Origin of the sequence: Enterobacter cloacae complex sp. P27C, from assembly GCF_014895705.1 — a bacterium.
Lineage (GTDB): Bacteria > Pseudomonadota > Gammaproteobacteria > Enterobacterales > Enterobacteriaceae > Enterobacter > Enterobacter bugandensis.
Genome location: NZ_JADBQB010000005.1, coordinates 254,785 through 279,502 on the forward strand (window position 1 = coordinate 254,785; position 24,718 = coordinate 279,502).

General features: G+C 56.2%; 26 protein-coding genes. 14 read left to right on the forward strand and 12 right to left on the reverse strand.

Features of this window, described 5'->3' with window-relative positions; translation table 11 throughout:
- Positions 1 to 112 precede the first annotated feature (112 nt).
- The gene (locus tag IM291_RS12330) at positions 113 to 631 is read left to right on the forward strand and encodes a GNAT family N-acetyltransferase (protein WP_048999919.1); all 519 of its coding nucleotides are present in this window, start codon (positions 113 to 115) and stop codon (positions 629 to 631) included.
- Entirely contained in the window at positions 628 to 1,077 is a 450-nt protein-coding gene (locus IM291_RS12335; protein WP_048956113.1) for a DMT family transporter, read from the forward strand. The genes IM291_RS12330 and IM291_RS12335 overlap by 4 nt, the downstream gene beginning before the upstream one ends.
- Here the strand turns inward: IM291_RS12335 and IM291_RS12340 are convergent, their stop codons facing one another.
- Positions 1,078 to 1,311: a YdcY family protein gene (locus IM291_RS12340; RefSeq protein ID WP_048999920.1), complete on the reverse strand. Its 234-nt coding sequence runs from the start codon at positions 1,309 to 1,311 to the stop codon at positions 1,078 to 1,080.
- 55 nt (positions 1,312 to 1,366) lie between these two features.
- Entirely contained in the window at positions 1,367 to 2,965 is a 1,599-nt protein-coding gene (locus IM291_RS12345) for an ABC transporter substrate-binding protein (protein ID WP_028013296.1), read from the reverse strand.
- Positions 2,966 to 3,248: 283 nt separating this feature from the next.
- Here IM291_RS12345 and IM291_RS12350 point away from each other — a divergent pair, with 283 nt between their 5' ends.
- The 3 genes from IM291_RS12350 to IM291_RS12360 are packed head-to-tail and all read left to right on the forward strand — an operon-like array spanning position 3,249 to position 9,746.
- The gene (locus IM291_RS12350) at positions 3,249 to 4,589 is read left to right on the forward strand and encodes an SrfA family protein (RefSeq protein ID WP_048999922.1); all 1,341 of its coding nucleotides are present in this window, start codon (positions 3,249 to 3,251) and stop codon (positions 4,587 to 4,589) included.
- Between the two features lie 4 nt (positions 4,590 to 4,593).
- The gene (locus IM291_RS12355; RefSeq protein WP_192971135.1) at positions 4,594 to 7,575 is read left to right on the forward strand and encodes a virulence factor SrfB; all 2,982 of its coding nucleotides are present in this window, start codon (positions 4,594 to 4,596) and stop codon (positions 7,573 to 7,575) included.
- Complete coding sequence (locus IM291_RS12360) at positions 7,572 to 9,746, forward strand: virulence factor SrfC family protein (protein ID WP_192987012.1); 2,175 nt, start codon at positions 7,572 to 7,574, stop codon at positions 9,744 to 9,746. Before IM291_RS12355 ends, IM291_RS12360 begins: the two co-directional genes overlap by 4 nt.
- 56 nt (positions 9,747 to 9,802) lie before the next feature.
- On the opposite strand, the gene IM291_RS12365 is transcribed toward IM291_RS12360, so the two are convergent.
- Complete coding sequence (locus IM291_RS12365) at positions 9,803 to 10,558, reverse strand: alpha/beta fold hydrolase (protein WP_192971137.1); 756 nt, start codon at positions 10,556 to 10,558, stop codon at positions 9,803 to 9,805.
- Between the two features lie 85 nt (positions 10,559 to 10,643).
- Positions 10,644 to 10,817, reverse strand: a complete 174-nt coding sequence (locus IM291_RS12370; RefSeq protein WP_014883956.1) for a GhoT/OrtT family toxin — start codon at positions 10,815 to 10,817, stop codon at positions 10,644 to 10,646.
- A 244-nt stretch (positions 10,818 to 11,061) separates the two neighbouring features.
- Between IM291_RS12370 and IM291_RS12375 the strand changes: the two genes are divergently transcribed.
- Genes IM291_RS12375 through IM291_RS12385 form a run of 3 tightly spaced genes read left to right on the forward strand, consistent with a single transcriptional unit; the run spans position 11,062 to position 11,956 of the window.
- Positions 11,062 to 11,388: a DUF1971 domain-containing protein gene (locus tag IM291_RS12375; protein ID WP_045260685.1), complete on the forward strand. Its 327-nt coding sequence runs from the start codon at positions 11,062 to 11,064 to the stop codon at positions 11,386 to 11,388.
- 27 nt (positions 11,389 to 11,415) lie between these two features.
- Complete coding sequence (locus IM291_RS12380; RefSeq protein ID WP_028013302.1) at positions 11,416 to 11,769, forward strand: DUF1971 domain-containing protein; 354 nt, start codon at positions 11,416 to 11,418, stop codon at positions 11,767 to 11,769.
- A 4-nt stretch (positions 11,770 to 11,773) separates the two neighbouring features.
- On the forward strand, positions 11,774 to 11,956 hold the full coding sequence (locus tag IM291_RS12385) for a DUF1869 domain-containing protein (protein ID WP_003856955.1): 183 nt from the start codon (positions 11,774 to 11,776) through the stop codon (positions 11,954 to 11,956).
- Between the two features lie 39 nt (positions 11,957 to 11,995).
- Here IM291_RS12385 and patD read toward each other — a convergent pair whose 3' ends face one another.
- From patD to IM291_RS12420, 7 genes are all read right to left on the reverse strand, one after another.
- Positions 11,996 to 13,420 carry an aminobutyraldehyde dehydrogenase gene (gene patD, locus IM291_RS12390; protein ID WP_048999931.1) on the reverse strand — a complete coding sequence of 475 codons (1,425 nt, stop codon included), beginning with the start codon at positions 13,418 to 13,420 and terminating at the stop codon, positions 11,996 to 11,998.
- A 24-nt stretch (positions 13,421 to 13,444) separates the two neighbouring features.
- Positions 13,445 to 14,251, reverse strand: coding sequence for an ABC transporter permease (locus tag IM291_RS12395; RefSeq protein WP_041909768.1), 807 nt, complete (start codon positions 14,249 to 14,251; stop codon positions 13,445 to 13,447).
- Positions 14,241 to 15,185, reverse strand: a complete 945-nt coding sequence (locus IM291_RS12400; RefSeq protein WP_041909766.1) for an ABC transporter permease — start codon at positions 15,183 to 15,185, stop codon at positions 14,241 to 14,243. Before IM291_RS12400 ends, IM291_RS12395 begins: the two co-directional genes overlap by 11 nt.
- Before the next feature lies 1 nt (position 15,186).
- Positions 15,187 to 16,200 (reverse strand): ABC transporter ATP-binding protein, encoded by a 1,014-nt coding sequence (locus tag IM291_RS12405; RefSeq protein ID WP_048956123.1) that lies wholly within the window; start codon positions 16,198 to 16,200, stop codon positions 15,187 to 15,189.
- Between the two features lie 17 nt (positions 16,201 to 16,217).
- On the reverse strand, positions 16,218 to 17,363 hold the full coding sequence (gene ydcS / locus IM291_RS12410; protein WP_028013307.1) for a putative ABC transporter substrate-binding protein YdcS: 1,146 nt from the start codon (positions 17,361 to 17,363) through the stop codon (positions 16,218 to 16,220).
- A 270-nt stretch (positions 17,364 to 17,633) separates the two neighbouring features.
- Positions 17,634 to 19,043: a PLP-dependent aminotransferase family protein gene (locus IM291_RS12415; protein ID WP_048959047.1), complete on the reverse strand. Its 1,410-nt coding sequence runs from the start codon at positions 19,041 to 19,043 to the stop codon at positions 17,634 to 17,636.
- A gap of 81 nt (positions 19,044 to 19,124) precedes the next feature.
- Positions 19,125 to 19,313, reverse strand: coding sequence for a hypothetical protein (locus tag IM291_RS12420; protein ID WP_028013309.1), 189 nt, complete (start codon positions 19,311 to 19,313; stop codon positions 19,125 to 19,127).
- 425 nt (positions 19,314 to 19,738) lie between these two features.
- Between IM291_RS12420 and IM291_RS12425 the strand changes: the two genes are divergently transcribed.
- The 6 genes from IM291_RS12425 to hslJ all read left to right on the forward strand — a co-directional run bounded on the left by IM291_RS12425 (position 19,739) and on the right by hslJ (position 24,181).
- Positions 19,739 to 20,221 (forward strand): Hcp family type VI secretion system effector, encoded by a 483-nt coding sequence (locus tag IM291_RS12425; RefSeq protein WP_048999933.1) that lies wholly within the window; start codon positions 19,739 to 19,741, stop codon positions 20,219 to 20,221.
- The gene (locus tag IM291_RS12430) at positions 20,218 to 20,697 is read left to right on the forward strand and encodes a DUF2778 domain-containing protein (protein WP_192987014.1); all 480 of its coding nucleotides are present in this window, start codon (positions 20,218 to 20,220) and stop codon (positions 20,695 to 20,697) included. The genes IM291_RS12425 and IM291_RS12430 overlap by 4 nt, the downstream gene beginning before the upstream one ends.
- A gap of 381 nt (positions 20,698 to 21,078) precedes the next feature.
- A complete protein-coding gene (locus IM291_RS12435) occupies positions 21,079 to 22,479 on the forward strand; it encodes a cytochrome ubiquinol oxidase subunit I (RefSeq protein WP_048999936.1) in 1,401 nt (466 codons plus the stop codon).
- Positions 22,479 to 23,489 carry a cytochrome d ubiquinol oxidase subunit II gene (gene cydB, locus IM291_RS12440; RefSeq protein WP_048999938.1) on the forward strand — a complete coding sequence of 337 codons (1,011 nt, stop codon included), beginning with the start codon at positions 22,479 to 22,481 and terminating at the stop codon, positions 23,487 to 23,489. The genes IM291_RS12435 and cydB overlap by 1 nt, the downstream gene beginning before the upstream one ends.
- Complete coding sequence (locus tag IM291_RS12445) at positions 23,489 to 23,617, forward strand: DUF2474 domain-containing protein (RefSeq protein ID WP_008501283.1); 129 nt, start codon at positions 23,489 to 23,491, stop codon at positions 23,615 to 23,617. Before cydB ends, IM291_RS12445 begins: the two co-directional genes overlap by 1 nt.
- Before the next feature lie 126 nt (positions 23,618 to 23,743).
- Entirely contained in the window at positions 23,744 to 24,181 is a 438-nt protein-coding gene (hslJ, locus tag IM291_RS12450; RefSeq protein ID WP_048999940.1) for a heat shock protein HslJ, read from the forward strand.
- On the opposite strand, the gene IM291_RS12455 is transcribed toward hslJ, so the two are convergent.
- On the reverse strand, positions 24,182 to 24,448 hold the full coding sequence (locus IM291_RS12455) for a DUF333 domain-containing protein (RefSeq protein WP_028013313.1): 267 nt from the start codon (positions 24,446 to 24,448) through the stop codon (positions 24,182 to 24,184).
- Between the last annotated feature and the right edge of the window lie 270 nt (positions 24,449 to 24,718).

The window sequence follows — 24,718 nt, forward strand, 5'->3', positions numbered from 1 at the left end:
CGCCGTTTCAATGGGGCACATAATCATTCTCACGTAGCGCTCTGACGATACAGTTGTGTAATATCATATCTATAGCGTAATACTATAGTAAACAACATACAGAGGTTTAATCATGATCGTTCGTCACGCCTGTAAAGAAGACTGCGCTGCGATAGGAGAGATCTATAACCATGCGGTGCTGCATACTGCCGCGATCTGGAACGATAAAACCGTTGATACCGATAACCGAATCGCCTGGTTCGAGGCCCGCACGCTCGCGGGTTACCCGGTTCTGGTGGCTGAGGATAATGGTGCGGTTACCGGGTACGCCTCTTTCGGCGACTGGCGCGCCTTCGACGGCTTTCGTCACACGGTTGAGCATTCGGTATATATCCATCCGGAGCATCAGGGTAAAGGCATTGGCCGCACGTTAATGAAAGCGCTGATCAATGAGGCCCGCGCCATCGGCAAACACGTGATGGTGGCCGGCATTGAAGCGCAAAATAAGGCCTCGATTCACCTCCACGAAACGCTCGGTTTTGTGACTACGGGGCAGATGCCGCAGGTGGGAACCAAGTTTGGCCGCTGGCTGGACTTAACCTTTATGCAGCTGCAGCTGGACGAGCGCAGCGACCCGGACGCAATCCCATGAATCAGTCGCTGACGCTGGCGTTCCTGGTGGCGGCGGGGATCGGTCTGGTGGTGCAAAACACCTTAATGGTGCGTATCACCCAGTCCTCCTCCACCATTCTTATCGCAATGCTGCTGAACTCCCTGGTCGGCATTGTGCTGTTTGTCAGCATTCTGCTGCTGAAGCAGGGCTTCGCCGGGTTCAGTGAGCTGGCCGCAACGGTGCGCTGGTGGACGCTGATCCCGGGGCTCCTGGGGTCGTTTTTTGTGTTTGCAAGCATCAGCGGCTACCAGAACGTGGGCGCGGCAACGACCATCGCGGTGCTGGTCGCAAGCCAGCTGATTGGCGGGCTGGTCCTTGACATGCTGAGAAGCCATGGCATTCCCCTGCGCGCGCTGATCGGCCCGGTATGCGGCGCGGTGATGCTGGTCGTCGGGGCCTGGCTGGTAGCGCGACGCCAGTTTTGATTACAGTATGGTGCCGCCCTTGATCAGCTGTTCCTGGCGCGCATCCATCTCCTCTTTGTGCTGCTTACCGTGGTGCGAAATCGCGGTACGCAGACGCTGCTGTTGGGCGTAACGGTCTTCACGGCTGAGATCGGCATCATCGCTCAATGCAATCAGCAGTTCGTTCATGTGGGCGATGACGCTCTCTTCGATGGCGGCATCCACGCGGGCGGTAACTTCGTTTAAATGTGACATTGTCACTCCTTGTTTTTGCCGGGTGGTGGCTTACGCCTCACCCGGCAATAAATGCTTAGTTCAGCTTCGCTTTAGAGAAATCGCTGCCCATCAGGCTCACGCTGTATCCGGTCACGTTGCTGCGGGTTGCAAAGAACGTTTTGCCGTTTGCCAGCGCGATCCACGGTGCCTGCTGGTAGAAAATCTCCTGCGCCTGGCCGTACAGTTTCGCACGCTCGGCCGGATCGCTGGTCAGCTTCGCTTTTTGCACCAGGGCATCATAACCCTTATCGCACCAGCGCGCGGCGTTTGACCCGGTTTTAATGCTGTTGCAGCCCAGCAGCACATCGGCAAAGTTGTCCGGGTCGCCGTTATCGGACATCCAGCCGAACAGCGCGGAGTCGTGCTCGCCTTTACGCATGCCGGAGAGGTATTCGCCCCACTCATAGGAGACAATTTTGGCCTTCACGCCGACTTTCGCCCAGTCGCTCTGGATCATCTCCGCGATACGACGCGAGTTAGGGTTATACGGACGCTGAACCGGCATTGACCACAGCGTGACTTCCGCGCCCTTCTCCAGCCCGGCCTGCTTCAGCAGCGCTTTTGCTTTATCAGGATCGTAGCTGTAGTCCTGCAGATCTTTATTAAAGCCCAGCATATTTGGCGGGATCGGCGATTTTGCCACCGTACCGGAGCCCATAAAGACCGCATTAACGATAGCCTTCTTGTCGGTCGCGTAGTTTAGCGCCTGACGCACCAGCACGTTATCGAACGGCTTTTTCTCGGTATTAAACGCCAGATAGCCAACATTCAGCGCATCGACAGAGTGCAGCGTCAGGTCTTTGTTCTTTTTAATCACGTCAAACTGAACCGGAGACGGCGCAGGAATAATCTGACACTCGTTGGTCTGCAATTTCGCCAGGCGGGTTTCCACGTTTGGCGTGATGGAGAAGATAAGATGTTTGGTCGGCACCTCGCCATCCCAGTAGTTCGGATTAGCGACGTAGCGGATCAGCGAGTCCACCTTGTACTGCTGGAGCACATAGGGCCCGGTACCGATCGGCCAGGTATCGACGTTCTCAGGCGTGCCTTTTTTCAGCATCACATCGGCGTATTCGGCGGAGAGGATCGACGCGAAATCCATTCCCCAGTCGGCCAGGAACGCGGCGTTGGGTTCACTCAGGGTGAACTGGACGTGATAATCGTCGACCTTTTTAACGTCCTGAATCAGCTTATCGAGCCCGACATCGTTGAAGTATTCGTAGTTGCCCTGGGACACATTATGGTACGGGTGTTTAGGGTCTTTCTGACGCATCACCGAGAAAATAACGTCATCGGCGTTAAAGTCGCGCGTCGGCTTGAAGTATTTGTTGCTGTTGAACTTCACCCCTTTGCGCAGGGTAAAGGTATAGGTCTTGCCGTCCGGTGAAATCGTCCAGGATTCCGCCAGTGACGGTACCGGGGTATTTTTCACCGGGTCGAAATTGATCAGGCGGTTGTACAGAACCTGAGAGCTGGCCACGAACGACGGGCCGGAGCTGGCGATTTGCGGGTTGAACGACTCTGGCGATGCCTCGGAGCAGTAAATAAGGGTGTCGTTGTTTGCCGCCCATGCGGCACCGGCTGGTAAAAGAGCGCTCAGCGCAAGGGCGAGCAGCGTTTTCCCTGTAGACATAGTTATAACCCTGACAGATTTATTATATAGGTCAGTAATAACAGCACAGCCCTTATCACCTGGCAAATAACGAAACACTATCAGGTTATTCTAAAGGCGCGTTTTTTGCCGGTTTTACCTCCAGTGCAAAAATAGGTGATTTGCCTTAAGTTACGTTATTCGTCAAGCACAACCGTCACGATCTATGCCGCAAGAAATCGGCGCTTTTAGCGTCTCTTCCTCCGTTTGTTTGCTTCCTCGTTTCGTTAAAGTAACGGTGTGAAGAAGTATATGGGATCAAATCGTGGCAAAAACTCTTTTACGCAGCGGTAATCTGGATGATTTTCAGGCCGTTGGCGGCGGCGGACAGGCCGTTTTTGAATCAGCGTTACAAATCCGGGAAGCGCTTCGATTGCGCAAACAGCAGGCCATAGTGGACTGTCTGGCTATTCCTCAGGTCAACGACAGCGGCGACCGCGTGGACTGGTATTCCCCCGTTGAGGGAAGCGTCACCAGCTGGAAGGCGGCCAGTGAAGACGACCGCTACCGCGCCCTGCGCTATCTGGAAAACACGCTTGCCAGCGTTGAGTCGTTAAGCAAGAAATGCCTCCAGTCGCCCAAAACCGCGCAGCAGCTTTTCGGCTCGCTGCTGTCGAAAGCGTTTCAGTTTCCCGGCGAGAATTTTGTTTTCCTGGTCGCAGGAAAGCCGATTATTTGCTTCTGGGGTTTTGTAAACCTGAACGAAAATGCGCGCGACGATGTCCTCGACTGCCTGCGTGAAGCGTTGATCCCCGAGCCTGCCCCCGTTGTGATTGAAGAGCCCGAGCCAGAGCCCACTCCCGAACCGGCCATCACCTTTGAAAAAGCAGACGAGCCGCTGATTGCGCCCGTCGCCGCCGTGCGTATTACGCCGGAAGAACTGTATGAGCCGGAGCCCGCGCCGGTTGTTGCGCAACCCGCTCAGGAACCTGCGCCTGTTGCCGTCACGAAAAAACGTCGCGTTCCCCTGTGGACCCTGCCGGTTGCCGCCGTGATTGTGGCAGCCGTTGCCGCGCCGCTGCTGTGGCCAAAACAGGCCCCTTCGGCAGAGCCCGCTCCGGCACCGGCTCCTGAGCCCGTGGCTATTGCACCGCAGCCGATCAAAGCGGTAGAGCCGCTGGCTATGAATCTCCCCCTGCATCAGGCTGAGGTCGTCGCCAGTAAAGAAAAAGAACCCGCTCCTGCGCCTGAAGCCGCACCGGTGGTAATTGTTCCGATCCCGAAAGATGCCATGGTGATGGAAGCCGGTCAGGTGAAAGCCGGGTCGACGCGCTTCCTGAACGGTACCTGGCGCGCGGTTCTCGACGTGAAAGATCCGGTCACCGGCAAGCCGCCCTCAATGCGCTATCAAATCCAGAACAATAAAGGTTTCGCCCGCGTCGTGCACGGCGACAACATTGTCTGCCGCGCGGAGATTTTCTCCGGGCTGCACAGCAATGGCGAGCTGATGATTAAAAGTCGCGGCAATGCCCGCTGCACCGACGGTTCCCGCTACCCGATGCCGGAAGTCGCCTGTAAAGCCGGGGCCAGCGATATCGCAGAATGTCGCGCTCGCTATGACGCCAACACCGTCGTCCCACTGACGTTCAAGAAAGCAGGTGCCTGATCCTATGCTGGTAAATCTTTGCGACTATAAACAAAGCGTCACGCTTATTGCCAACAGCGGCGTGCAGTTCCTGGATTTCGGCCTGACGCCGCAGGACACCGCCAGCAACGGGCGCTTCGTACGTAAAACCGCGAACGGCCCCCTTTTGCGACTCGATTTCGACCTGGTGAACGGGCGCTATACCCTGCCGGGGACGAACGGCGGTCAGCCTGAAGTGGTTAAACCGGAAACCACCATTCCGCTGCATCAGTCCCTTGCCGTGCTGGACGGCGTCTGGCTTCCCGTGCCCTTCCTGCGCTTCAACCCGCCGCGGACCTTTGTGGAAGGACCGGATAACTGGGCGCGCGTTCAGGTGCGCAAGCTCGAGAAGCCCGATACGGCAGGCAACTCGCACCGCGTCACCCTCGCGCTCGACAGCCAGATCGCGGAGCATGCCACTTCAGCCCTGTCGCCGGTTGAAAACGATATTCTGAATGGAACCCGCTTTGCGCTGGCGTGGCGCGATAGTGAGGTAGAAAGCTTCCTCGACCAGACCTGGATTGACGGCTGGCTGCGCGAGGCATTTACCCAGTATGCCGACGGCGTTGAAAACCGCTCTGAACGCGACCTGCATCAGGCGATGCGCAGTTTTGAATATCAGGCCCACTGGCTCAATGTACTGACCATGCTCGGTGAACAGCTCACCATTCCGGAAGTGAAATTTGTCACCCACACGCTCAGCACGCCTGCCATTCCGGTCGATCTGATCCTCGACGTGGGCAACACCCACACCTGCGGCGTCATTATTGAAGACCACGGTGATGCAAACGACGGGCTTCGGCAGACCGCCGAGCTGCAGGTTCGTTCGTTAAGCGAGCCCCAGTTCCTGAACGAACCTCTCTTTACCAGCCGTCTTGAATTCTCCGAAGCGCGTTTTGGCAAACAGCACTTCTCGGTGGAAAGCGGTCGCGAAGATGCGTTTGTCTGGCCGTCGATTGTTCGCGTAGGCGATGAAGCCCGCAAGCTGGCGATGCAGCGCCTGGGAACCGAAGGTAACAGCGGCATTTCCAGCCCGCGCCGCTACCTGTGGGATGAAACGCCTGTCGTGCAGGACTGGCGCTTTAGTCAGATGAACGGCAAAACCCAGCGTGAACCGCTCGCCACGGCGTTTCCGCTGATGAACCTGATGAACGATGACGGTGAGCCGCTGTTTACGCTGCCGCAGGACGAGCGGCTGCCGGTCTTTTCGCCGCAGTACAGCCGCAGCACGCTGATGACGCACATGCTGTGCGAGCTGCTGGCGCAGGCGCTGGGCCAGATCAACAGCGTCGCCACCCGCCTGCGCCTGGGCTTCCCGGCCTCGCCGCGCCAGCTGCGCACCCTGATCCTGACCCTGCCCTCGGCCATGCCGAAGCAGGAGCGCGAGATTTTCCGTCGCCGCATGTTTGAAGCCATTGCCATCGTCTGGAAAGCGATGGGCTGGCACCCGCAGGATGAAGATTTTGCCACCCGCAAGCAGCAGGAAAAAAGCGTGGTGCCGGTCCCTGAGATCCAGATGGAGTGGGATGAAGCCAGCTGCGGTCAGCTGGTGTGGCTGTATAACGAAGCGATTTCCCGTTTTGGCGGCCAGACGGAAGCCTTTTTCGCCTCACTCGCCCGCACGGATCGTGAACCTGAGCCAGGCGTGCAGCCGGGCCGCGCATTACGCGTCGCGTCTATCGACATCGGCGGTGGCACCACGGATATGGCAATAACCCACTACCAGCTTGATGACGGCTCCGGTAATAACGTCAAAATCACCCCGCAACTGCTGTTCCGCGAAGGGTTCAAGGTGGCGGGCGACGATACCCTGCTGGACGTGATTCAGCGCTATGTCCTGCCCGCCCTGCAAACGCAGCTGCAGAAATCCGGCATTGCGGACGCCTCACTGCTGATGGCGTCGCTGTTCGGCGACTCCGGGCGTATTGATACCCAGGCGGTACTGCGCCAGCAAACGGCGTTTCAGCTCTTTATGCCGATTGGCCACGCCATTCTTTCCGCGTGGGAAGCCAGCGACATTGACGATCCGCTGGCGGGCCTGCATGCCACCTTTGGCGAGCTCCTTGCGCAGAAACCAACCCGCAACGTGATGAACTATCTTCAGCAGGCAATCGATCATGCCCTGCCGGCGGGCTCAGAGGCGTTCGACCTGTTCGCCGTGCCGCTGCACGTGAACTTCCGCGAAATGCAGGATGCAATGCTGGCCGGTCAGTTTACGCTGACCTCGCCGCTTCACGCGGTGTGTGAAGCGATTTCCCATTACAGCTGCGATATTCTGCTCATCACCGGGCGCCCGGGCTGCCTGCCGGGCGTTCAGGCGCTGATTCGGCATCTGCAGCCGGTGCCGGTCAACCGCATCGTCTGGTTGGATAAATATCAGGTTCACGAGTGGTATCCCTTCAGCCAGCAGGGGCGCATAGGCAATCCGAAATCGACCGCCGCGGTGGGGGCCATGCTCTGCAGCCTGGCGCTCGATCTGCGTCTGCCGCGCTTTAACTTTAAGGCCGCGGACATTGGCGCCTATTCCACCGTGCGCTATCTGGGCGTGCTGGATAACACCGTCAATACCCTGCGCGAGGAAAACGTCTGGTATCAGGATATCGATCTCGATAAACCCGGCGCGAAGCTTGACGCCCGTCTGCACTTCCCGCTGCGCGGTAACGTTACCCTCGGCTTCCGCCAGCTGGCGAACGCGCGCTGGCCCGCCACGCCGCTTTATACGCTCAGCATCAACTCGGCTGAACTGGCAAAAGCGATTGCCGGCGACGGCGTGCTGAACGTGCGGCTTAAGCTCTGCGGCGGCAGCAAATTAGAGGGCCCTGAGTCCTTCGAGCTCAGCGATGCCTGGCTTCAGGACGGCACGCCGGTTGCGCCTGACGCGTTAACCTTCAAACTGAATACCCTGGCCGATCGCCGACACAGCGGTAGCCACTACTGGATCGACAGCGGGAGCGTATACCTGAAATGACAGCGACCACGACCACCACTCAGGCCTTAATCGGGTGGATTAATGAGACGCGCCTGACCGCCCCTGTGCTGGATAACGATGCTGATGCCCTGCTTGCTCGCATCAACGCGGCGCAGGCGCGGGAGCAGGCCATTGAACACGCCCTGACCCGCCGGAGCAGCATTGGGCTTTACGGCCATTCTCAGAGCGCCAAAGCGCACCTGCTGCTGTCGCTGTGCGGCAGCGGTAACGGGCGCCTGAACGTGATGCCGGGCCAGCGCACCTTTGACTATTTTTCGCATATTAACCCAGGGCATGCCCTGACCAACATGGCCGTGCGCTTCACACGAGACACCCCGGAGGTAGCGGATGAGGCGTTTCCGCTGCGTCTGAGCCTGGTCACAGAGGCCGAACTGGTACAGCTGTTTATTGCCCGCACGACGCTGCACCCGCAGATGCGCGCGGTGGATAAGGCGGTCATTGAGACGCGTCTGGAGAAATGGCGCGGCCTTCGCCAGCCGCAGAGCGTGCCCGGCATCACGGCGCAGGATGTGGGTGCGATTTCGCGTTTCTGGCAAAGCACGGTACCCGCCGCGAGACAGCAAATTGATGACGCCCTGTGGCATGAGTTTGCCCAGCTGGTGCCATCGCTCGATCTCAGCACCCGCGCCAGCGTCTGGTCGCTACTGTGGGGCGAGCAACAGGAGTTAACCCAGCAGTGGCTGAAGCTTGCCCACGTGCTGCATCAGACCAGCCATGCGAGCGAGCTGGCTGCGCCGCTGAGCCTGCTGGTGGACAGCTTTGGTCTGCCTGGTGAAGGGTTCCTGACGCACGGTACCTTAACCCAGCAGGAAACTCAGGAGACGCTGCTTCATCCGCTGAACAACGGTGAAATGCTCAACGCCATCAGCATCCCGGTCGACGTGCTTGCCTTCCTTACCCGCGAGCTGGTCTTGCCGGTTGAGAATGGCGCGCTGGATAACGTTGATATCATTGATATTCCGGTCTTTGAATACGGCAGTGCCGATCCTTTAGTACAGGCTAAATGCCAGTGGCTGTTTGAACATTACCGCCAGCAGCTCCAGCCGGATGTGCTGGTTATCTGCAACGCGACAGCGCGGCACGAGCAGACGGCCCAAAAAGCAAAAGTGTTAATTAACTGGATTAAAGAGACCCAGCCTGCCGAGGAGTCTGCCCTGCCGGGGCTGGTGTGGGCGATCACCCCGCATGACGCTCGTTTCACTACCCGACAGAATCTCGATGAAGCCGTACAGCATCTGCTGGGCAAGCCAGGCCTGCGCTGGGGAACTCTGCAGGCGCTGGACAGCCACAGCATGCAGCGCGTCATTGAGTGGTTGTCTCAGGCGACGCTCCCGGCACAGCGGCAGAAGCGTCTCGGCACGCTGAAAAACCTGCTGCGGCAGGAGATCGCGTCGCTGATGCAAAGCTATCTGGCGCCGCTGGTTGAGGAACCGGGTACGCGACGTGCTCAGGCCGAAAACATGGTGCGCACGCTGCAAAGCAGTGCCGCCCGTCACGGCGAACTGCTTGAAGGCCTGCTGCCGCCGCTGAGAGCCTTTGAAACGCTGCTCGCCGTTCAGCAGCCGCGCGAGGAGCAGGTGAACGGGCTGTTCACGGACACCATCGATCTGTTCGCCGATAACGCCCAGGAAAGCGCAGGACGATTCCAGACAAAAGACAAAGCGCGCCTGGCGCACAGAGTATGGATAAATCATCTGCGCCAGTGGAGCCGCAATGAAGCTACCGCCGCCCGTCTTGGTCTGGAGCCCGCGGTGCTGCAGCAAATCGCGGATGTGCTGGTGGTAACCAGCTACCGGCTTAATCTGCCGCAACAGCTTCAGCGCATTGTCGACGCGGATAAAAGCAGCGCGGCGCAGCTGCATGCGGTGATAGGGAATTTCGTTGGCTGGCTGGGTTACGACCAGACCCCGTCAGCAGAACGCCCCGCAAGCCGCATTCGCAAAGGTCAGGCAATCTTTGTTACGCCCGTCGTCAGCAGTGCCGCACCGCGCCTGACGCGTCTGGGGGAGCAGCCTGTTCATGCGGCCACCGCGTACGTTTACGACTGGCTGGTTGCCCTCTATAGCCGGGCAATCGAAAACATTGATTATCAGCATCCGCATGATGTTCAGCCTGACGCACGTCAGGCACTGCGGGCTTTAATCCTGTAGCGGCCTTTCTTGCCGGGTAGCGCTGCGCTTACCCGGCATATATTCAGCAACGATAATCACGCCGCCATACACTCCGCTAAGGCCTGCGCCAGTGCCGACGGGTTTTCCCACGACATGGAGTGCCCCGCCGCAGGGATGATTTTGACCTCAACGCCCTTCAGCTTCAGATTATCCACATCGTCATCCGGCAGTGAGAGCTCACCAAAAATCAACGTCACCGGGCAAGGCAGCGACAGAAATTGCGCTTCCCAGTCCGGCTCAACACCGGCGACCAGGCTTGATGCGCCGCGCCAGACGGCATAGGGTGCATTGCTTTGCAGGCACCCGGCCCAGGCGGTGGTCTCTTTACGGAGCATGGCATTATAGCCCTGCGCCACAAACTGGTATTCGGTTTGCGCCGCAATAGAGCGGCTAAACATCCCCCCACCGGCGTGAAAATTGGGCTCCGACACTATCAGTCCCTTCACGCGCGGTGCCAGCAGCCCCGCCGTTTCTATAGCAATGCTGCCGCCCATGCTGTGACCGTATAACCAGAAAGCATCCAGCTGAAGATGGTCAATCAACTCCGCCACGACGCGCGCCTGTTCAGTCGTTTTATAGCTGTAATGTTCAGGCTTATCGCTGTAACCGCTGCCGGGTAAATCGATGAGAATAGCTCTGCGCCCGCCAAACTGAGGGTCTCGGACGACGCGAGGATATTCATAGGAAGAGGCGCAGCCCAATCCGTGGATAAAGACTAAGGGATCGCCAGAGCCGGGCAAATCATGCCAGCGCACGGTGCAACCCGCATGCTGCGAGTAAAAACTGTTCATAAGCACTCCTTTACGATGCACTGTGTATTTATACAGCCATCGTAACTGGAATGCTATGTTCATCTTTCGAAATTGGAAGGATGCTTCAGAAAAGAGAAATCAGCAGCGCAACGGGGAAACTCATCGGCCAGGTCGACCCGACCAGAAACGCGCTAAGCAGGCGGATGCGCTTGCGGTCTTTAGAAAGGAACCAGGTAATTAATGCACAGATGGAAGCCATCACTGCGTAAAAAACCAACATCTTTTGATACAACGTCATTCTGTATACCAGAGCCGAAAAAATAACCGCACGCAATATGCGTCATATGTTGATACAGATCAAGTTTTTTCATTACATAATAACCACTTAAATATTATGGCTAATAACAACTGAGTATTTTGTATTACAAACAGGGGGAGCCACCCATTATCTTTATTGATAACATGCAAGTAAAATGCACTTTTTGATAAATTCTCTCTTCCGCAAAGGCGTCTAATAAAGGCAGACATACATGGGAGGCAATATGCTACGCATTCCGCAAAGCTGTATTCATACCCGCTCTACCCCTTTCTGGAATAAAGAAACCGCCCCCGCCGGGATCTTTCAGCGTCATCTCGATACGGGTACCCGTCCGGGCGTTTATCCCCGCCTGTCCGTTATGCAGGGTGCCGTCCGCTACCTGGGTTATGCTGATGAACATGTCCCTGAGCCTGACAGCACACTGATTATCAGGGCCGGCCACTTCGGTGTTTTTCCCCCTGAGAAATGGCATCACATCGAGGTGATGAGCGACGACACGCTGTTCAATATTGAATTTTTCGTCGAACCAGAGGTGTTGAAGTCGCTTTAAGCGGCTTTTATTTACGAGGTAACCCTTATGCTACGTATCCCTGAGAATTTTGTTCATACCCGCTCCACGCCATTCTGGAACAAAGACACCGCGCCAAAAGCCCTTTTCACCCACCATAATACGAAAGCCAGCGTATATGGCCGTTTGTCGGTGATGCAGGGTGCGGTGCGCTATTTCGGTTTCCCGAACGCTGACGCGACCGAACCGGATCTGGAGCTGGTGATTGAAGCCGGATCGTTTGGCATCTCACCGCCGGAGAAATGGCACCGCATCGAGCTATTGACCGACGATACCTATTTCAATATCGACTTTTTTGCCGATCCTGACGTTACGCTTCAGGGGGCTGGCATCGGCAAAGTGGTCAATACACATAAGGAGTAACCGCGTGGGTAAAGCAACGTACACAGTGACCGTGACCAACAACAGCAACGGCGTCTCGGTGGATTATGAAACAGAGGCCCCCATGGAGTTGCTCATCCCCGACGTCGCCGCAGACGTGGTAAAAGATCTGGTGAATACCGTCCGCGCTTACGACACGGAAAATGAGCACGAGGTGTGTGGCTGGTAAAGCAAACGCCCGGCGATGCAGACCGCCGGGCATGATTTTCTAGTGTTTAATCATCACATGCCGGACAACCGTATAATCCTCAAGCCCGTATACCGACATATCCTTTCCATAGCCAGACAATTTCATGCCGCCGTGCGGCATTTCGCTCACCAGCATAAAGTGGGTATTCACCCAGGTGCAGCCGTACTGCAGGCGTGCGCTCAGGCGATGGGCGCGTCCCACGTCTTTCGTCCAGACCGACGACGCCAGGCCGTATTGCGAATCGTTCGCCCAGGCCAGGACCTGCGCTTCATCGTCGAATTCGGTGACGCTCACCACCGGTCCAAACACTTCGCGCTGAACGATGGCATCGTCCTGTTTCGCCCCGGCCAGCAACGTTGGCTGGAAGTAGTAGCCCGCCCCCTCTTTTTTGCTCCCGCCCGTCACCACGCGGATATGGCCAAGGGCTTTCGCCTCGTCAACCGCCTGACAGACGCGTGAAAGATGGGCAGCCGAGCTGAGCGGACCGAGTTCAGTAGACTCATCCTCCGGGGCACCCATTTTGAGGCTGGCGACCGCGGCACCGAGCTTTTCCACAAGTTGGGCATAGATCCCCTTCTGGGCATAGATACGGCAGGCCGCCGTACAGTCCTGCCCGGCATTGTAGAAACCAAACGTCCGCACGCCTTCTACAACCGCATCCAGGTCGGCGTCATCGAACACGATAACCGGCGCTTTACCGCCCAGCTCCATGTGGGTGCGCTTAATGGAGGACGCCGTGTGCCCGATGATATGCTCCCCGGTGGCAATCGAACCGGTCAGCGACACCATGCGCACTTTTTCATGTCCGGTGAGTGGGTCGCCCACCGTTTTCCCGCGGCCAAACAGCACGTTGAGAACGCCGGCCGGGAAGATATCTTTCGCCAGCTCCGCCAGCTTTAACGCCGTTAGCGGCGTGATTTCAGACGGCTTGATGACCACACAGTTACCGGCCGCCAGCGCAGGCGCCAGCTTCCATGCCGCCATCATCAGCGGGTAGTTCCACGGCGCGATAGAGGCAACCACGCCCACCGGGTCGCGGCGGATCATCGACGTGTGGCCGTCAAGATACTCACCCGCGGCCAGCCCGTTCAGGCAGCGGGCCGCCCCGGCGAAGAAACGGAAAACGTCGACCACTGCCGGAATTTCATCGCCCAGCGCACAGTGCAGCGGCTTTCCGCAGTTGAGGGATTCGAGCCGGGCAAACTCTTCGCCATGCGCTTCAATCGCATCCGCGAGCTTCAGCAGGCACTCGGCGCGCGTTTTCGGCGTCGTTTGTCCCCACGCCTCAAAAGCACGGTCGGCGGCCTGAACCGCTGCGTCGACCTGTGCCGCTGACGCTTCAGCAATCTCCAGCAGCACCTCTCCGGTGGCCGGGTTATAGACCGGCTGTTTTTCTCCCTCTCCGGCAACCAGTTCACCCTTTATCAGCAGATGTGTTTGCATAGCATTGTCCTGTTCAAATCAATGTTATTTCCCGCCGCCGGCGATGTTCTCGCCGTCGCGGGTTAGCCACCAGGCTCCCAGAATGGGGATGGTTGTTACCAGCATCACCAGCAGTGCAACGACGTTGGTGACCGGCACGTCGCGCGGACGGCCTAGCTGATTGAGCAACCACAGCGGTAACGTGCGTTCGTGTCCCGCCGTAAAGGTTGTGACGATAATTTCGTCAAACGACAGGGCAAACGCCAGCATTCCCCCGGCCAGCAGCGCGGAGCCCAGGTTGGGCAGCACCACATAGCGGAAGGTTTGCCATCCGTCGGCCCCGAGATCCATCGAAGCTTCCACCAGACTCCAGGAAGTGCGTCTGAAACGGGCAATCACGTTATTGAAGACCACCACCACACAAAACGTGGCGTGCCCAACCACGATGGTGAAAAACCCCGGCTCAAGGTTGATTGTTTTGAACGCTGTCAGCAGCGCTAGGCCGGTGATGATCCCCGGCAACGCAATCGGCAGCAGCAGCAATAGCGAGATCGCGTTCTTGCCAAAAAACTCGCTTCGCCAGAGCGCCGCTGCAGCAAGCGTGCCAAGTACCAGGGCTATCGCGGTGGATAGCGCGGCAACCTGAAGTGACAACGTCACCGATTCGATGATATCGCCGCGCCCCGCCGCCGCAGTAAACCACTTCAGCGTCAGCCCCTGAGGCGGAAAGCTGTAGGCAGCATCTTCGGTATTAAAGGCATAGACTGCGATAATCAGCAGCGGGAAGTGCAGGAAGATGACGCCTCCCCACGCTGCCACTTTCAGGAACAGCGGTGCGCGTTCAGAGTGCATCGAATGCTCCCAGACGCTTCACGAACGCCAGATAGAGTGAAATCAGCACGATGGGAACCAGCGTGAACGCCGCGGCCATGGGCATATTGCCGATCGCCCCCTGCTGGGAGTAGACCATGTTACCGATGAAAAACCCCGGCGGCCCGACCAGCTGCGGTACGATGAAATCCCCCAGCGTCAGGGAAAAGGTGAAGATTGAGCCCGCGGCAATACCCGGAATAGCCAGCGGCAGAACGACATAGCGGAAGGTCTGGCGCGGGCGCGCGCCGAGATCGGCTGAGGCCTGCAGCAGCGAAGCCGGCAGACGTTCCAGCGCCGCCTGAACGGGCAGGATCATAAACGGCAGCCAGATATAGACGAAGACCAGAAACCGCCCCAGCCCGGAGGTGGATAAGGTGTTGCCGCCTACCGCGGGTAGCGTAAGGATCGAGGTCAGGAGCGGCTCCAGCCCCAGGTGGTTGAGGAACCATTGTGCCACGCCGTCCTTCGCCAGCAGCAGCGTCCAGGCGTAGGCTTTGACGATGTAGCTCGCCCACATTGGCAGCATCACGGCGATATAGAAAAACGCTTTCCACTTGCCGCGGGTGTATCGCGCCATGTACCAGGCCATCGGGAACGCCAGAATTGCGCTGGCAATCGTCACCGCAATCGCCATCGTTAACGTGCGCAGGATGATGTCGTAGTTTGCCGGGTTGAAGAGCGCCAGAATGTTCGCCAGGGTCAGATCCGGCGTGACCGCCATGGTGAAATCGTCAAAGGTGTAAAAACCCTGCCACAAAAGGGTCAGCAGCGATCCTAAATAGACAATGCCAAACCACATCAGCGGTGCAAGCAGAAGCAGGAACAGTCCAAGCGACGGTTTACGCCAGAACAGTGACGTAATGCGGCTTATGCGGCCGCGCGGGGCGGGAGGGTGCGCGACACTCATAGCCATTTCACCTCTCCTCCTGCAGGCGAATCATCGCCTCGCGCGACCACGACGCCGTGACGGCCTGCCCCGGCGCAATGCCGCTTAGCGGCGAGAAATCGCTGAGATTGGCCTGGCTCACCAGCAGTTTGGCACCGTCGGCGAGCCTGAGCTCAAGACGCGTGGCAGCCCCCTGATACTGAACGGCCTGGACGACGCCCTGCACCTGAACCTCACCCCCCTCATTCAGGCGGATATGTTCCGGACGCAGGGAATAGCTGCCCTCCATGCCGCAGACTTTATGCGCAAGGCCTGCATCGAAGACGTTCGAGGTGCCGACAAAACCGGCGACAAACGGCGTGCGCGGGCGCATGTAGAGATCGCGCGGGGTATCGACCTGCTCGATGCGCCCATTATTGAACACCGCCACCCGGTCCGACATGGAGAGGGCTTCACCCTGATCGTGGGTGACGAAAATAAAGGTGATGCCGAGTTCCTGCTGAAGTTTCTTCAGCTCGAACTGCATCTGCTCCCGCAGCTTGAGATCGAGCGCGCCTAACGGCTCGTCGAGCAGCAGGACGCGCGGTTCATTCACCAGCGCCCGCGCGATGGCCACACGCTGGCGCTGGCCTCCGGAAAGCTCCGAAGGCTTGCGGGCGACGGCAAAGCTTAAGCCCACTTTTTCCAGCGCGTCGCGAGCCTGCGCGTGGCGTTTTTTCTTGTCGACGCCTTTCACCATCAGCCCGTAGGCGACGTTATCGAGGATCGACATATGCGGGAACAGCGCGTAATCCTGGAATACGGTGTTCACGTCCCGCTCCCACGGCGGCAGCGCGCTCGCCTCTTTGCCAAAGATAGATATCGTGCCGCCAGACAGCTGCTCAAAGCCGGCAATCAGACGCAGGCAGGTGGTTTTGCCGGAGCCCGAAGGCCCCAGCATGGAGAAGAATTCTCCGTCACGAACGGCAATGGTGACCCCATCCACCGCCCGCACGTCGCCGTACAGACGGGAAACGTCATTAAACTCTACCGCGTACGTCATGTTCTGCTCCCGGATGATTAACGGCCACCCATGATGGCGATGTAATCCTGCGTCCAGCGGCTGTAAGGCACATATTTTCCGCCTTCTGCGATGGGGGTTTTCCAGAACATGATTTTGTCAAAATAGTTATAGCCGTTGGTTTCACAGCCCTTGTCACCCAGCAGCGTGCTGGCCTTACACCCTTCAGGCACGACGGGCAGCGAGCCAAACCATGCCGCCAGATCGCCCTGCACTTTCGGCGTGAGCGACCAGTTCATCCACTTGTAGGCGCACATCGGGTGTTTTGCCTGCGCATGCAGCATGGTGGTATCCGCCCAGCCGGTCACCCCCTCTTTCGGGAAGACGGTGGCAACGGGCTGGTTCTCGCCCTTCAGAGCATTCGCCTGATACGGCCAGGCGCTGGAGGCCACGACGCCTTCATTTTTGAAGTCGCTCATCTGGACGGTGGTGTCATGCCAGTAGCGGTGGATCAGGGCATGCTGGTCGCGAAGTACTTTGAGCACGGCGGCATACTGTTCTTCAGTGAGCTGATACGGGTCGCTAATACCCAGCTGCGGCTGAGTGGCTTTGACGAACAACGCCGCATCGGCGATATAAATCGGGCCGTCGTATGCCTGCACGCGTCCCTGATTGGTTTTGCCGTCCGGCAGATCCTGCTTCGTAAAGACCACGCTCCAGCTGTCTGGCGGCGTCGGGAAGGTTTTGGTGTTGTACATCAACAGATTGGGCCCCCACTGATACGGCGTGCCGTAGACCTTGCCGCCCACGTTAAACCACTCGCCCTTCACGATGCGCGGGTCAAGGGTTTTCCAGTTGGGGATCAGTTCCGGGTTAATCGGCTGAACGCGTTTTCCCATAATCAGGCGGAGCGAGGCATCACCTGACGCGGTGACAAGGTCGTAACCTCCCTTCGCCATCAGGCTGACCATTTCATCGGACGTGGCCGCCGTTTTAACGTTGACCGCGCAGCCGGTCTCTTTTTCAAACTGGGTAACCCAGTCATAATTTTTATCCGTCTGTCCGCGTTCGATGTACCCCGGCCAGGCGATAATATCCAGTCGGCCTTCCCCGTCGCCAATGGCCTTTGGTGGTTCTGCGGCTTGCGCGGTCATGATAGTCATGCCGAGCGCGCACAGGCTGCTGCGGGCAAATTTTTTGCTCATAAGAGTTACTCCTGTCGCAATGAAATTTAGCGGCAGCCGTGCCGTAAAAATATCTCCCTTATTAAACGTAGACCGCGCAAATGCGCCGCACCGTTCGGCTTAAGGAAATTTCATCAAGGTGTGACCGAGGACGCATTCCCCGTTAACTGGATTATAGACAAGGAGTTAGCCGCGAAAGCCGGTATGCAGATTTCATATGATATGGCACCGCAAAATATTTGCCGTGCCGTCGTCAGGATAAGAAATGATTATTTAAATAAAGGGGAAAAGTTATTCCATCATTGTGCTAATTAATTTACCTAACTGAATGACCGCCTGCTCTTCCCGCTCGCCCCACGCCCAGGACGTATTAAACCGGAAGAACGGCGTCCACGCGTCAGAGGTGGAAAACATCTTTCCGGGCGCAATGCTGATATGGTGCGTTAAGGCCTTTTCGCTCAGCAGCCCCGCGTCCAGCTGCGCAGGTAGCTCCAGCCATAAAAAATAGCCGCTGTCGTTGTGGTGGATTTTGACACCGGCGGGCATATGGCGCAGAAGCGACTGCCACGCCTGCTGTTTTCGCTCTGCGAGGGTTCGTCGCAGGCGGCGCAGATGGGCGTCGTAGCGTTTTGTCGCCAGATAGTCCACCAGCGCCAGCTGCATGGGGGAACTGGTTGAAAGCGTGCTCATCAGCTGCAGCTGCTGAATGCGGCGCGCGTGTTTTCCTGCCGCCACCCAGCCGATGCGAAACCCCGCCACCAGGCATTTTGAAAAGGAAGAGCAGTGAAGCGTCATATCTACCCGGTCCCAGGCTTTGGCCGGAAGCGGTTTTTCGCGACCAAAATAGAGCTCGCTGTAGACATCGTCCTCGATCAAAGTGACGTTGTGTTCCGTCAGGAGCGCGACCAGACGCGCTTTTTTTTCCGCACTCAGCGTAAAGCCAAGCGGGTTTTGGCCGTTGGTCATGAGCCAGCAGGCTTTTACGGGGTAGTCGTTCAGCGCCTGCTCCAGCGCATTCAGATCGATACCCTCCCGGACGTCTGTGGCGACCGACAGCGCTTTTAGCTTCAGACGCTCCAGCGCCTGCAGTGCGCCGTAAAAACACGGGTTTTCAACAATCACCCAGTCTCCTGGCTCCGTCACCGCCTGCAAACTCAGGTTGAGGGCCTCAAGGGCGCCTGCGGTAATGACGATCTCGTCCGGCGAGATGTTCATCCCCTGCTGCGCATAACGGCGCGCAATGGCGTGACGGAGTTCAGCGTTACCGGGCGGCAGGTTCTCAATCACACTCATTGCGGTAGCGGTTTTACTGACGTTTGCCAGCGAGCGGTTGAGCTGCTGAAGCGGGAAAAGCCGGGGGTCGGGAAACGCGGAGGCGAAAGGAACAACGGACGGATCTCGGCTGGCCTGTAAGACCTCGAAGATATAGGTGTTGATATCTACCGCTTCATCACGCATTACCTGGGCAGGCGGCGCAGGCTGTTGTGCGGTCGGGCGCGAGGCAACGTAATAGCCCGACTGCGGCCTGGCGACAATGCGCCCCTGACTTTCCAGCATCTGATACGCGTGGCCAACGGTCATAAAGCTCATGCCGCTGCTTGCCACCTGCTCTCGCAGGGAAGGCAGCTTATCGCCTGGCAGCCAAACGCCAAGCTCAATCTGCGAGATAATTTGTTGCGCCAGACGCTGGTATTTTTTCATCAGATTCTCCTTATTGCCGACAGTGTATATCAGCAGGAGAAAAAGAGAAGATTTTGCTAACTGTTATAGTTTAAGTAAAAATTACTTACGGTACTCGGTAACGTGGCTTTGCGCCTGACGCGCAGCGGCCAGGTGATCGAGCGTGATCATTGACGATTTGCAAAAGATGCATTTCGCACCGAGCGGGTTTTTCTCAGATACATCAAAGACTGAGGTACGGTACTGCGAGCCATGACAGCATGGGCAGCGGAAATGGATATAAGAAGTCATAGGATTCTCCTGTGAACGTAAAAACGTAAATTACTCATGAGCCGATCAGGCAATAATGGTTTTAAACAAAACTAATCGGAATGTAGATAAAGACCCAAGAGAGGCTGCGGAGAGGCACAACGTGATGAGAACTGCTTTATGAAACTACGTCAGATATTTTTTTGGACTCAAAACCAGAAGACCATTAACGCACGGCGATGACGACAAAGCAAGCGGTTTAATGCCTAAAATTCATAAAAATAGTGTTTTTATTCAGAAACGCTTAATGCGGCACAAAATATTAGCGGGACCAATCTCAAGAAAAACATTTATAAATCAATGAAATATAAATATTTTGCATGGCATTTTTTGTCTAATCACCATAACACATTGGGAGTATTAACATCCATTCGGTATACGAACTGTGAAAGAAAAAGGAGTTTAAGATGGCCATTCCAGCATACCTGTGGCTAAAAGACGACGGTGGAGCAGATATCAAAGGCGCTGTCGATGTACAAGATCGTGAGGGCAGTATCGAGGTGTTGGGATTTAGTCATGGCCTGCATCTACCAACAGATAACATGACGGGGAAAATTACTGGTACTCGTATTCATTCAGCTCTCGTTTTTGAGAAGGAATTCGACAGATCAAGTCCCTATCTCTACAAAGCCGTAGCAAAAGGTCAGACGCTGAAAGGGGCTGAATTTAAATGGTATAAGATCAACGATTCCGGGCAGGAAGTTGAATACTTCAATATGCAGCTAGAAAATGTCAAAGTCGTCTCTATATGTCCACTCATGCATGACATTAAAAACCCGGCAACGGAGAAGCATAACCATCTGGAAAGTATCTCCCTGCGTTACGAAAAAATAACCTGGAAACACTGTGACGGTAATATTATTTTTTCTGACGAGTGGAAAGACAGATGATTCGGTGCACTTTTCATTTGAACGGCTATCAGCTTTCCACTTTGAGTTGCCCCGGCTTAGGCTTTTTCCCCGCGTATTCTGGAAATTCCGGGCATAACAGAAATAATCCTAATGCCGTTGCGACTCCTGAGGTGGGCCCCTTACCCCCAGGACTCTATTATATCGTGACACGTCCACGAGGCGGTTTTGGTACTCACTTGCATGACGCAATTAAAGGGTTAGAAAGCGGATCAAACCGTGACTTTTGGTTTGCTCTTTACCGCCACGATACTCACATTGACGACAGAACTTTTATCAATAATGTTGAGCGTGGTTCTTTCCGGTTACACCCGGCGGGACAATCTGGGATTAGCAATGGATGTATTACGTTGCCAAATCACTCCCATTACAGAATTCTGATGCATGGTCTACTGGCATCCGGCACGTTTAAAGTTACTGCTGGGTTAGATGCACTTGGAACAATACAGGTATATTGATGAATGCAAAAAAGCATACCCTGACCTGGGTTGTTGAAACATTGATGCTGTTTGTTATTTACTCACTTGTATGTTACTTCATGCCTGATGTATTACTTTATCATCTCTTCACCAGACATTTTGGCTTTATGACTGAACTTGAATGGAGTGAAAGCTATACACTGTTGCTTTTCATCTTCTCATTTTTGCTCAATGCCATGTTGATTTACCTCTGGGCATTACGAAAATGAACCTCCCTTGGGCAGAAATATTGCCGCCCAGCAATATAAAGCAAAGGCAGGCAAGAAAACTGTTATAGATAAATAACCCAGGTCTGTCTCTGCAACCCAGCGCTGGCGCGGCTTAGAATGGCATCGACATAATTACATCGCGGAGTATTGCATGTTTGGTTTAGATGCTTTTCACCTTGCGCGGATACAGTTTGCCTTTACCGTATCCTTTCACATTATTTTCCCGGCCATCACCATCGGCCTGGCCAGCTATCTTGCCGTGCTCGAAGGGCTGTGGCTGAAAACAAAAAATCCGGTCTGGCGCTCGCTGTACCATTTCTGGTCGAAGATTTTTGCCGTCAACTTTGGCATGGGCGTGGTCTCCGGGCTGGTGATGGCCTACCAGTTTGGCACCAACTGGAGCGGCTTTTCGCAGTTTGCAGGCAGCATTACCGGCCCGCTACTGACCTATGAAGTGCTTACCGCCTTCTTCCTCGAAGCCGGGTTCCTCGGCGTGATGCTGTTCGGCTGGAATAAAGTGGGGCCAGGGCTGCACTTCTTCTCCACCTGCATGGTGGCGCTGGGCACCATTATCTCAACCTTCTGGATCCTCTCCTCGAACAGCTGGATGCAGACCCCGCAAGGCTACGAGATCGTCAACGGTCAGGTGGTACCGGTGGACTGGTTCGCCGTGGTATTTAACCCCTCTTTCCCCTACCGCCTGCTGCACATGTCGATTGCGGCATTCCTGAGTAGCGCCCTGTTTGTCGGTGCATCCGCGGCATGGCATCTGCTGCGCGGGAATAATACCCCTGCCATTCGGGCGATGTTTTCGATGGCGCTGTGGATGACGCTGATTGTTGCACCCATCCAGGCCCTGGTTGGCGATATGCACGGGTTGAACACCTTAAAGCATCAGCCCGCCAAGATTGCCGCTATTGAAGGCCATTGGGAAAACCCGCCGGGCGAGCCTACCCCGCTGCTGCTGTTTGGCTGGCCTGACATGGAGCAGGAGCGCACCCGCTTTGGACTGGCGATCCCGGCGCTGGGTAGCCTCATCCTGACGCACAGCCTGGATAAACAGGTCCCTGCGCTAAAAGAGTTTCCAAAAGAAGACCGTCCTAATTCCACCATCGTCTTCTGGTCGTTCCGCATTATGGTGGGTTTAGGGATGCTGATGCTGCTGCTTGGGGTAGTGGCGCTTTGGCTGCGTTATAAAAAGCGGGTTTATTCTTCGCGTCCGTTCCTGTGGTTTGCCCTGCTGATGGGGCCATCCGGGCTGATTGCCATTCTGGCCGGATGGGTCACCACCGAAGTCGGCCGCCAGCCGTGGGTGGTCTACGGACTCCAGCGAACGAAGGATGCGGTTTCAGCCCATGGTGACCTGCATATGAGCGTGAGCCTGCTGGCCTTCTTCGTCGTCTATACCTCGGTATTCGGCGTGGGCTACAGCTATATGGTGCGCCTCATCCGAAAAGGCCCGCAGCCGCATGAATCGTTCGCCACCGAGTCCGATGGACGCCCGGCGCGCCCGCTTTCTGCCGTCACAGCTGAACATAAGGAGCAGCCATAATGGGTATCGATCTTTCCATTATCTGGTTTGTCATCATCGTCTTTGCCACGCTGATGTATATCGTCATGGACGGGTTTGATCTGGGAATCGGTATTCTGTTCCCGGCAACACAAAACGCCGACGATCGCGACGTGATGGTCAACAGCGTCGCACCGGTCTGGGACGGCAATGAGACCTGGTTGGTGCTGGGTGGTGCCGCCCTGTTCGGTGCATTCCCACTGGCCTATGCGGTGATTATTGATGCTCTGACCATTCCGCTGACGTTAATGCTGATCGGACTTATATTCCGCGGCGTGGCGTTTGAATTTCGCTTTAAAGCCACCCCGGCCCACCGTCCTTTCTGGGATAAGGCGTTTATTGGCGGTTCCGTTCTGGCGACCTTTACCCAGGGCGTGACGGTAGGTGCCGTCATTAACGGCTTTAGCGTCACTGGCAGAACGTATACCGGTGGACCGTTTGACTGGTTTACCGCGTTTAACCTGTTCTGCGGCGCGGGTCTGGTGGTGGCCTACGCGCTGTTAGGCTCAACCTGGCTGGTGATGAAAAGCGAAAATGCGCTGCAGCAGCGGATGCGTGAGGTATCGAAAACGCTGTTAATCGTGCTTCTGGCGTTTATCGCAGCGATCAGCCTCTGGACGCCGCTGGCGCACCCGGCCATCGCGGCGCGCTGGTTTACGCTGCCGAATCTGTTTTATCTGCTGCCAGTCCCTGCCCTGGTCATCATGTTTAGCTTCTACCAGTGGCGCTGCCTGAGTAATCCTGACAGCCATGCTCGGCCGTTTATTCTGACGCTTGGGCTAATATTTCTCGGCTTTAGCGGGCTTGGGATCAGCATCTGGCCGCATATCATACCGCCGTCGATCACCCTGTGGCAGGCCGCCGCGCCGACGCAAAGCCAGGGCTTTATGCTGGTGGGCGCGCTGTTGATCATTCCCGTTATTCTGGTCTACACCTTCTGGAGCTACTACGTATTTCGCGGCAAAGTTCAGCCTGGGGAGGGTTATCACTGATGCAACAACCTGTCTGGAAAAGATTGCTGTGGCTGGCCATTATCTGGGGCGGCAGCGTTCTTGCGCTGGCAGCAGTCAGCATGCTCTTTCGCATGCTGATGACGGCTGCCGGGTTTAAATCGCATTAAACTTCATTCCGGGCAGCCCTGCGCTGCCCGGCACCACCCCGCACTTTCAGATAAACCCCATTAACGCACCGCAGAGTATCGTTACACTGGTAAAAGATTCACAGAATTTATTATTTGAGAAGAAAAATGAAAAAGCTCATCGCGTTAAGTGTTATCAGCCTTGTCCTCAGCGGCTGCGTTAATCCAGGCAAAGCATCCGTTCAGCCGGATCAGCTGAAGAGCCACCGTTTTGTTCTGGAAAACGTGGACGGCAAATCCGTGAAGGGCATGACAACGCAGCCTGAGATCGCTTTTAACGCGCTTCCCGACATTAGCCTCATTGATAACATTAGCGTTTCGGGCCAGATGTGTAACCGCTTCAACGGGCAGGGAAAGCTGTCCGAAGGTGAACTGAAAGTGAAAACGCTGGCGATGACCCGCAAATTTTGTACCGAACCACAGCTTAACGAGCTGGATCAGGCCATCGGCGACATGCTGCGCAAAGGGGCGCAGGTCGACCTGACTGAAGACCAGCTGACGCTGGCGACGGCCGATAAGACGCTGATGTTTAAGCGAGCAGAATAATCAGTAGCTACCGCAGCTTCCAACGGCAAGCGACTGTTCACTGCAGCGTTTGCCGTTTGGCAAGGCGCACATCCCAATAGCCGAACCGTCAAGCTGGCGGGCAACAGACAGCGAGCCGCCAATCATGGCGCAGTTGGCCTGGCCTGAACTGGACATTGCCGCTTTCATTCCCGGCGCCACGTGGGCCGCCGTGGCCTGCTGCACAGGTTCACTGCTACATGCCGACAACAACAACGCGGCACATCCTACCCAAAATGCTGAACGCATGCTCTCTTCCCCGTAATTAGTGCGAAACCTAAGCATAATAGGCATCACATCCCGTGTCGTCGAGAGCGGAAGTGCGTATTTATGCGCCGCTGAAACAATTTCTCGCAATTTTTTCGCCCTAAGTTTGATCTAACCATTGATGGTGGGAATACCGAGGACACAAAAGCGAAAATCGTAAAACCCCCTGTTTGCTAGACTACACAGATAATATTCAGGGTTTGTCGCCTTATGACAGCCCCCTATTTTTTGCGCAATGTAAGGGTGTCGTCC